Raw genomic sequence first — 8,303 nt, 5'->3', positions numbered from 1 at the left:
TTTTCGCTGTTTTCAGAAAAACAGCCCGAAAACAGGAATACAGTTGGGAACTGATACTCATTGATGAGCCAGCGCAAATAAGGGGGAGGAGCTCTTTCCCGTTATTGTCATCCTGGAAGGATCTTGGTAGCGAACTAGTAAAGCTTTAAAAAAACGCTACAACCGTTCGCCTACTGTTCCCTAAGATCTTTTCAGGAAGACAAAGGAAGTAGAAGTAAAATGTGAGGCTAGGAAAAGGAAGGTGTTGTTATATAGCAGCGACCTTTAAAACAGACGAGAACCACTAAAAATATTCTATGCCACCCATTACACCCATGGTGCGCAATCTGCTCATCATCAACGTGCTCGTGTTTTTTGCGAGCGACCGGTTATTTCCGGTGCAGCAGTTTGCGCTGCATGACATCAGGTCTGAGTATTTCAGGCCGTACCAGTTTGTGACGCACATTTTTATGCACGGGGGCATTGGGCACCTGTTCAGTAACATGTTCAGCTTGTTCATCTTTGGGCCGCTGCTGGAGCGGTATTGGGGGGAGAAGCGGTTCCTTACGTTTTACCTCATTACCGGTTTGGGTGCCAGCCTGCTGTACTCTGTGGTGCGGTACTATGAGATCAGCCAGGTAATGGAGGCGGCCAATCTGTTCCTGCAGAACCCTGACCCTATTGACTTTAAACGCCTGCTGGAGACGGCTGGCCTTGACACCAGATCTCTGGAGGCGTTTCTGGTTGATTTCTACCGCAACCCTACCAATACCCAGATGATTGCAGAGGCCAAGGCCTTTGCGCAGAAGATGTCAGAATCTATGCTGGACAACCCTATGCTGGGGGCTTCCGGGGCGGTCTTTGGGATTTTGATGGCGTTTGGGTTCCTGTTCCCCAACACAGAACTCATGCTGCTGTTCTTCCCAATTCCCATAAAAGCAAAGTATTTTGTTTTCTTGTACGGGGCGTATGAGCTGTACGCTGGTTTTCAACGTAATCCGGGTGACAATGTGGCCCACTTTGCGCACCTGGGGGGTATGCTCTTCGCGTATATCCTGCTCAAGATCTGGCAGCGCAACAGCAAAAACTTCTACTAACTATGACCAGTATTTTTGACGATATAAAATCGGCGTTCAGCCGCGGCAACAATGCCCTGCACCAGCTCATTTTCATCAATGTGGTGGTGTTTGCGGTGCTGGTGGTGCTCCGGACCGTTATGACCCTCAGCGGATCAGGAGGCGTATTTGATTACCTGATGACCTTTCTGGCCATTCCGTCGTTCCTGCCGCTGTATGCCCTCCGTTTCTGGACCCTCTTTACCTATTTCTTTACCCATCTGGAGTTCTTCCATATTCTGTTCAACATGCTCAACCTCTACTGGTTTGGGATGCTGATCAGGGAGTATCTGGGAGACAAGAGACTGGTGAACCTGTATGTGCTGGGCGGCCTGGTGGGCGGTCTGTTCTACCTGCTCACGTATAATACCATTCCGTACCTGCAGATGCGGGGAGATTCTTTGATGATGGGCGCCTCAGGCAGTGTGATTGCCGTGATGGTGGCGGCGGCCACGCTTCTGCCCAACTATACCTTCAACCTTATTTTGTTGGGCCCCATCAGGATCAAATACATTGCCGCGGTAATGGTGCTGCTGTCTATTTCAGGGGCCGTGGGAAGTAACGCCGGGGGAAACATTGCCCACATTGGCGGTGCCGTCTTAGGTTTTCTGTACATCAGGCAACTGCAGCGGGGCTCAGACATGGGCAAACCGGTGCAGGCGGTCCTGGGCTTCTTTGGGGGCTTGTTTAAACGGAAGGCTCCCTTGAAAATCACGTACCATAACCCCAACCGGCCGTACGCGGCCGGGTCCTCCTCCAGCGCTTCCCATAAAGGTACTGGGGCACCGGTGGCCCCGGGTACCCCCTCCCAAATAGAAATTGACCAGATCTTAGATAAAATCTCTGTGTCTGGGTATGAGAGCCTCACCAAGGAGGAAAAACAGAAACTGTTCAAAGCCAGCCAGAAATAACCTGTACCCGCCCAATTCTCTGCCAATGTGCAAGCCGCCAGGTGTGCGCGCTGAGACTGCGGGCTAAGAGGCGCCAGCGCCTGGCAGCAGAAGGGATTTTAACTTCTGTTTTCGGCCTGTTTTAAGAAAAACAGCGAAAACAGAAAATACCCCGCTCTTGAAATTCTTTTTCCGCAATTTTGTTCAGTAGCTATACTGCTATTGGCCCCCATGTTCAATCTTGTCCCTCAACGTACGCAGCTCATCAAGCAGAAAGCCCTGGAGCTGGGGTTTCAATACTGCGGTGTGTCTAAGGCTGAGTTTCTGGAGGAAGAGGCCCCCCGGCTGGAAAACTGGCTCAACCAGAACATGCACGGGCAGATGCAGTACATGGCCAACCACTTTGACAAACGGCTAGACCCGCGCCTGCTCGTAGACGGGGCAAAGTCAGTGGTGAGCCTGCTGCTGAACTATTACCCGGAGGAAACCCAGCCCCAGGACACGTTTCAACTTTCTAAATATGCGTATGGGCAGGACTACCACTTCGTCATCAAAGACAAGCTCAAAACCCTGTTCCGGTTTATTCAGGAAGAGATAGGCGAGGTAGGCGGAAGGGTGTTTGTAGACTCGGCTCCCGTCATGGACAAAGTCTGGGCAAAGAAAAGCGGTTTGGGCTGGGTGGGCAAGAACAGCAACCTGATCAGGCCCGGGGTAGGCAGCTTCTTCTTTATTGCCGAGCTGATCCTGGATTTGGAGCTGGAGCCGGACGGCCCCGTGAAAGACTATTGCGGTACCTGTACCAAATGCATGGATGCCTGTCCTACAGACGCTATCACCCAACCGTACGTGGTAGACGGCAGCAAATGTATCTCTTATTTCACCATTGAGCTGAAAGACCAGATTCCGCAGGACGTGGAGGGGAAGTTTGGGAACTGGGTGTTTGGCTGTGATATCTGCCAGGATGTGTGCCCCTGGAACCGGTTCAGCACACCGCACCGGGAGCCGGCGTTTGCCCCACACCCGGAGTTGCTCCATCTCTCTAAGAATGATTGGATGGAGCTAACCCATGAGGTGTTTCAGGAGGTTTTCAGGAGGTCGGCGGTGAAACGCACCGGTTTTGCGGGCCTTACCCGCAACCTTGCGTTTGTAGCCGGTGGTGCGGCCGCTCTAGGCAGCCATGACCTTCCCGAAGACCCTGTCTAGGATGCTGCAGTAAGTGCCGGAAAAGCGGTTGTAGCACCAATCGCGCAGTGTCTCCAACTCATTGCGAACCAGCATACGCATGCTTTTTCTCAGCTCTTTCTCGAACAGTTTTGAATCAAAGCTCACTTTGTCCAAAATCAATTTCACGTACTCTAACATGGTTTTATAGTGCTATGGTGAATGTGTTTTCTTAAGGACTATACTATACGTAGAAGAAGAAGCAAAAGCTGTAGTTTTTATACTGAATTTTCTAAAAATAAGTACTTATAAAAATCTGGTTCCGGCTGCAGGAAAAGGAACCGGTGCAGAGCGTTTTATCCCCTGCCATGCCAGGTATTGTCTGGCGCAAGGGGGTGCGTTTTAGGGCTGTTTTTCAGGAAACAGCCCTAAAACAGGATCTCGCCCAAGGCCTAAGCAGACGCCTGTGCCTGATGCCGGAAAAGAATCATGAATTGCCACAAGGGCACAAAAAAAGGAAACCAATCTGTTGGTTTCCTTTTTTAGCCGAGAACCTGTTTAGGGTGTCTCCATTTCAATATGCAAACGGTTGCTTGTGCCGCCGTTTTAGGGCTACTTTTCAGAAAACAGCCAAGAAACAGGGCGTCAATCTACCCCTGCCGCACCCGCTTAGGCCTGCGCCAGCGATCAAGCAGAATACGCTAAACAGGTTTAGACGTTAAATGAAGGCTATCTGATGAACGGCATCACAATGGCGTTCACTTCTGCTACCGTTAGTGGCTCATCAAATGCCTCAGAGGCGGCGTTGGCATCAATCGTGACACCTCCAAATGAACCTGTAATGGTGACACCGGCTTGGGTGGTTGCCTCCTCCCCGTTATAGACCCCCTGGAAAGCTTCTGGCAAGCCACCTCTGTCTTTCATGGTGATCCATGGCTTCTGGGTAGGAACGCCACCTGTCACATCACGCCGCATTCTGCGCAGGTGGGCGGCGTGGCGCGCCTCAACAGAGTGAATCTGCAATGCAGCCTGCAGCACGGTGTCATTGCTCATGAGGGCAGGAGCAGCTCCTTTATAAGCCCGTACCCCGGTGTCTTCAAATGCCTGGGCTACCGCTAACATAGTGCCGTAGTTGGTAAAGGTGTTGGTCAGGATCCCACCCGCCGAGTAGTCAAAGCTATTGGCGGTATACGTGGTGGGGGCGCCGGCATTTAAACCCGTAATGGCCGTGCGCAGAAACGCTACGTGGTCCTCCTCGTGGTCTCTGATGGTTTCAAACGCGGTTTTGGCTGCCGGGGTAGGGAATAGGCTGGTGGCTGCCGCCTGCTGGTAGAAATAGTACTCCAGGTTCTCCAGTTTCAGGGCAAACTCCAGTACGTCTCTGATAGACGTGGTACTCTGGCCATACGCTTTGTTCAGCATAGAGCCGAACGCCATGGGAATAGCCGCCGCCGCTAGTTTCTTGCCAAAGCCGCCAAAGTGTTTGAACACCGCCCGGCGTGGGTCTAAACGATCGTATACCTCTGGGTCTACTTTCTCAATTTCTTTGATTATATTAAAGATGTTCATGACGTTTTCTCCTGATTATTGGGTTGGTAAATTGCTTCCGTTAATGGTTTCTTTGATGAATGGCTGAGCCGCGGCTAACACCTGTGCAGGCGTTAAGGCTACATCTAAGCCGTTGGCGTCTACAATATTACCAGCGGTAATACCGGCAGGGCCGCTGGCAAAGGTGCCGTTCTCAATCATGTCTCTGATTTCAGCGGCATGACGGGCCTCAACTGAAACAATTTTACCCGCTATGCTCAAATAGGCGGCGCCGGCGCTGGAGATCAGTTTGCCAGCCCCGTTGTAAGCTGCCACTCCCAGGTCTTCAAACGTTTTGGCGGTGGCCAGAATGGAGGTGCGGCTGGCCAGGGCGCTGGCCGGCAGGTTGGGGGTCAGCGCAGGGATGATTTGATTGGCGGCGGCAGCCGTGATGGCTTTCTTGAAGAATTCACGGTGGGCAATCTCGTGGTTCCGGATATCAGTCAGCACTTGTCTCTCAGTAGCGCTGGGGAACAGGGTTGAGAAGTTGGGCAGGGCCACCACCGCGGTATAGAAGGCAGCTTCTAATTGCTCCAGGGCGTAGGCATAGTTCAGAACGCCAATGTCACCAGACCCAAGGTTCACGGTTGTGGTGTTGGTGCCATCGTCATTCATCACCGTAGAGTCATCATCGTCATCACAGCCGGTCAGGATAACCGCAGTCGTCGCCAGGCCTACTCCCGTGTAACGGAGGAAATTGCGGCGGTTCAAAGGATTCATAAGATCCTGAAAAGCGCCCCCCTTAGGGGTTTCGGTTGTGTTTTTTGCCATAGTTTTAATCTTTGAAAGTGAAACAAAGTGAGCCTTTGGAGATCGTTTACTTCCGCCGCGGCCATATTTTCCACCTGCTTTTTCAGGTGGAGCAACGAGACCTACGAGGCTCCCCTGCCAACCGGATTTCAGAAAACAGAAGAAAAGCACAAATTTTCTGGCTTTCTTTGACCTGATGTGCTTCATTTGAAGGAAAGGAGAGGTAGCCCTCCTTTTGGGGAGGAAGAATACGGCGCTTTTTGCGGTTCCCCAGATACAGAATGAAAAAAAGAATTGGGATTTTGTGGTGCTTGTGGTGGTGGGTCCAGGTGGGGTGGGCGCAGGGGCTCTCTATTGAATATGGGCCCACGGTGCTTCCGCTAGACCAGTACTTTACGGTGTCCTTGAAAGCGGCAGCTAAAAGACCTGAAAAAGTGGAGGGGTTCCCAGAGATTGAGGGTATGCAGAAAAGTGCCCAGCGCGTCTCCTCCTCTACCTACCGGACTGGTGCAAAAACCACTGTGGTGTACACCATCACCCAGCAATACGCCCCCCTCAGAGAGGGGGAGTTTACTGTGAAACCCTTTACCCTGCAGGTTGATGGGAAATCTGTTGCCGCCGCAGGGGTGAAGGGACGCATAAAGTCTGCTGCGGCACCGGACCAGGATACGTTGGCCCCGGCCCCGGTGGTGGCCAGCGCCCCAGAGTTTATAGAGGTCAGGGAAAGCGCGTTTCTTACCCTGCATTTGCCCAAGGAACGCGTCTATGTGGGGGAAAGTGTGCCGGTTTCCCTCTGGTTTTATGTGGCAGACACAGATTTGAACCTGGTAGACTTCTATGAGTTTGAACCGCAGATCCTGGAGATAACCCGTTTGCTAAAGCAGCGGAGCACGCTGGAGCAGGTGCTGGAGCAGCAGGAGATCAAGCCAGAGAAAATAAAGGTAGGGGAGAAGAGTTTTACCCGGTACAAGCTGCATGAGGCGGTGCTGTTCCCTATTACGGCGCAACCGTTGAAGTTCCCCGCCGTGGGGTTGCGCATGGTCAAATACAAGATAGCGCAGAACCCCAGCCTTCTGGGGCAGAACCGGCTGCCGGAGTATAAAACCTACTCCACCTCAGAGAAAACGGTAACGGTGCGGCCGTTGCCGCCGCACCCCCTGCGGGACCAGGTGGCGGTGGGGGTGTTCAGGCTGCGCGAGCAGTTGTCCCGCAACACGGTCTCTCTGAACCAAAACCTGGTGTACCAGATGCAGATTGAAGGAGAAGGCAACATTTCGGCTTTGCCCATGCCGCAGAGCAAGTGGGTGTCCAGTACGTTAGAGATCTATCCGCCGGAGGTGCGGCAGCAGGTTCGGCTGCAAGAGGGCAGGATATGGGGGAGCAAGACGTTCCGGTACTTTATGGTAGGGCGGCAGGCGGGGGAGTACCCGTTGCGGGAGCATTTTCAGTGGGTGTATTTTAACTTGCAGACGGCGCGGTATGACACGTTACGGCCTTCGGTTAAAGTAAAAATAAGGGGGCAGGAAGACCAGAACGCCTTTATACGCGCCCAGGATGCCGGTAACTTTTACAAAATCATTGACACAGAGAGCAACCAACTCATTGGCTTAGACCAATTCAAAGAGATTCGCCGGTACACCAACGTGGTACTGGCGGTCATGGGGGTGGTGGCGCTTATACTATTTATCTTCCAACGAAATGAGTAACACCTACGGATCCATCTTCAGGATCACTACGTTTGGCGAATCACACGGCACGGCTGTGGGCGTCATTGTTGACGGTTGTCCGGCCGGACTCCCTATCACGGTTGAGGAAATTCAGGCAGCGCTGGACCGCCGGCGCCCGGGCAGTCTAAGATCACCACGCCTCGGGATGAGAAGGACCAGGTGCAGATTCTTTCAGGCATTTTCAACGGGCAAACCCAGGGCACGCCCATTGCCATGGCCGTTTTTAACAAAGACCAGGCAAGCCATGACTATTCCCACATAGAAAATGCCTTCAGGCCTTCGCACGCAGACTTTACCTACACCGCCAAATACGGTTCTAGGGATCACCGCGGCGGCGGAAGAAGCTCTGCCCGGGAAACATTGGCCCGGGTGGCGGCCGGTGTGTTGGCGCAGAAGTTTTTGGCGCAGCAGGGCATTGAAATCACCGCCTACGTTTCACAGGTGGGGTCTATACATGCCCCCGCTGATTACTCGCAGCTAGATCTTAGCCAGGTAGACAGAAACATTGTACGGTGTCCGCACCCGGAGACGGCAGAGGCCATGATCCAGTTGATTGAGGAAACCCGGGATAAATTAGACACCATTGGCGGGGTAGTGTCCTGTGTGGTGAAAGGCGTACCCGCCGGGCTGGGCGAGCCGGTGTTTGACAAGCTGCACGCCGAGTTGGGCAAAGCCATGCTGAGCATCAACGCTGTAAAAGGGTTTGAGTACGGCAGCGGGTTTGAAGGGGTGAGCATGTACGGTTCCCAGCACAATGATGTCTTTTTTACAGATGCCGAAGGGAACGTGCGTACCCGCACCAACCACTCCGGCGGAATTCAGGGCGGGATTTCCAACGGGCAGGACATCTACTTTAAAGTTGCTTTCAAGCCGGTGGCCACCATTCTGCAGCCGCAGACCACCATTGACCAGGCTGGCCAGGAGGTGACGCTGCAAGGCAAAGGCCGCCATGACCCCTGTGTGTTGCCGCGGGCAGTGCCTATTGTAGACGCTATGGCGGCATTGGTGCTGGCTGATTTTGTGTTACGGGCCCGGGCGAACCGCATTGCCTGATTTCTGTTTTCCGCTGTTTCGCGAAACAACCCGGAACCAGA

7 protein-coding genes and 1 pseudogene are annotated in these 8,303 nt (G+C 53.1%); 5 read left to right on the top strand and 3 right to left on the bottom strand.

Annotation, left to right across the window (positions count from 1 at the left end; all coding sequences use genetic code 11):
* Positions 1 to 296 precede the first annotated feature (296 nt).
* The 3 genes from A8O25_RS21500 to queG all read left to right on the top strand — a co-directional run bounded on the left by A8O25_RS21500 (position 297) and on the right by queG (position 3,187).
* Entirely contained in the window at positions 297 to 1,076 is a 780-nt protein-coding gene (locus A8O25_RS21500) for a rhomboid family intramembrane serine protease (RefSeq protein WP_066839598.1), read from the top strand.
* A 2-nt stretch (positions 1,077 to 1,078) separates the two neighbouring features.
* Positions 1,079 to 2,005, top strand: coding sequence for a rhomboid family protein (locus A8O25_RS21495; protein ID WP_066839597.1), 927 nt, complete (start codon positions 1,079 to 1,081; stop codon positions 2,003 to 2,005).
* 210 nt (positions 2,006 to 2,215) lie between these two features.
* Positions 2,216 to 3,187 (top strand): tRNA epoxyqueuosine(34) reductase QueG, encoded by a 972-nt coding sequence (gene queG / locus A8O25_RS21490; protein ID WP_066839595.1) that lies wholly within the window; start codon positions 2,216 to 2,218, stop codon positions 3,185 to 3,187.
* Here the strand turns inward: queG and A8O25_RS21485 are convergent.
* From A8O25_RS21485 to A8O25_RS21470, 3 genes are all read right to left on the bottom strand, one after another.
* A complete protein-coding gene (locus tag A8O25_RS21485) occupies positions 3,152 to 3,346 on the bottom strand; it encodes a hypothetical protein (RefSeq protein ID WP_066839594.1) in 195 nt (64 codons plus the stop codon). The genes queG and A8O25_RS21485 overlap by 36 nt on opposite strands.
* 528 nt (positions 3,347 to 3,874) lie before the next feature.
* Positions 3,875 to 4,714 (bottom strand): ferritin-like domain-containing protein, encoded by an 840-nt coding sequence (locus A8O25_RS21475; RefSeq protein ID WP_066839591.1) that lies wholly within the window; start codon positions 4,712 to 4,714, stop codon positions 3,875 to 3,877.
* A gap of 15 nt (positions 4,715 to 4,729) precedes the next feature.
* On the bottom strand, positions 4,730 to 5,503 hold the full coding sequence (locus tag A8O25_RS21470) for a ferritin-like domain-containing protein (RefSeq protein WP_066839589.1): 774 nt from the start codon (positions 5,501 to 5,503) through the stop codon (positions 4,730 to 4,732).
* 260 nt (positions 5,504 to 5,763) lie between these two features.
* On the opposite strand from A8O25_RS21470, the gene A8O25_RS21465 reads away from it, so the two are divergent.
* Positions 5,764 to 7,188, top strand: a complete 1,425-nt coding sequence (locus A8O25_RS21465; RefSeq protein ID WP_066839587.1) for a BatD family protein — start codon at positions 5,764 to 5,766, stop codon at positions 7,186 to 7,188.
* Positions 7,181 to 8,262 (top strand): annotated as a pseudogene (gene aroC, locus A8O25_RS21460) (chorismate synthase). Before A8O25_RS21465 ends, aroC begins: the two are co-directional and overlap by 8 nt.
* The last annotated feature ends 41 nt before the right edge of the window (positions 8,263 to 8,303 follow it).

This window comes from Rufibacter ruber (assembly GCF_001647275.1).
Taxonomy (GTDB): Bacteria; Bacteroidota; Bacteroidia; order Cytophagales; family Hymenobacteraceae; genus Nibribacter; species Nibribacter ruber_C.
The sequence above is the reverse complement of the archived record's forward strand: the minus strand, read 5'-3'. Positions and strand labels throughout refer to the sequence as shown.

Coding starts and splice junctions, on each gene's coding strand:
- A8O25_RS21500 (WP_066839598.1), top strand. CDS start 297: ATGCCACCCATTACACCCATGGTGCGCAATCTGCTCATCATCAACGTG.
- A8O25_RS21495 (WP_066839597.1), top strand. CDS start 1,079: ATGACCAGTATTTTTGACGATATAAAATCGGCGTTCAGCCGCGGCAAC.
- queG (WP_066839595.1), top strand. CDS start 2,216: ATGTTCAATCTTGTCCCTCAACGTACGCAGCTCATCAAGCAGAAAGCC.
- A8O25_RS21485 (WP_066839594.1), bottom strand. CDS start 3,346: ATGTTAGAGTACGTGAAATTGATTTTGGACAAAGTGAGCTTTGATTCA.
- A8O25_RS21475 (WP_066839591.1), bottom strand. CDS start 4,714: ATGAACATCTTTAATATAATCAAAGAAATTGAGAAAGTAGACCCAGAG.
- A8O25_RS21470 (WP_066839589.1), bottom strand. CDS start 5,503: ATGGCAAAAAACACAACCGAAACCCCTAAGGGGGGCGCTTTTCAGGAT.
- A8O25_RS21465 (WP_066839587.1), top strand. CDS start 5,764: ATGAAAAAAAGAATTGGGATTTTGTGGTGCTTGTGGTGGTGGGTCCAG.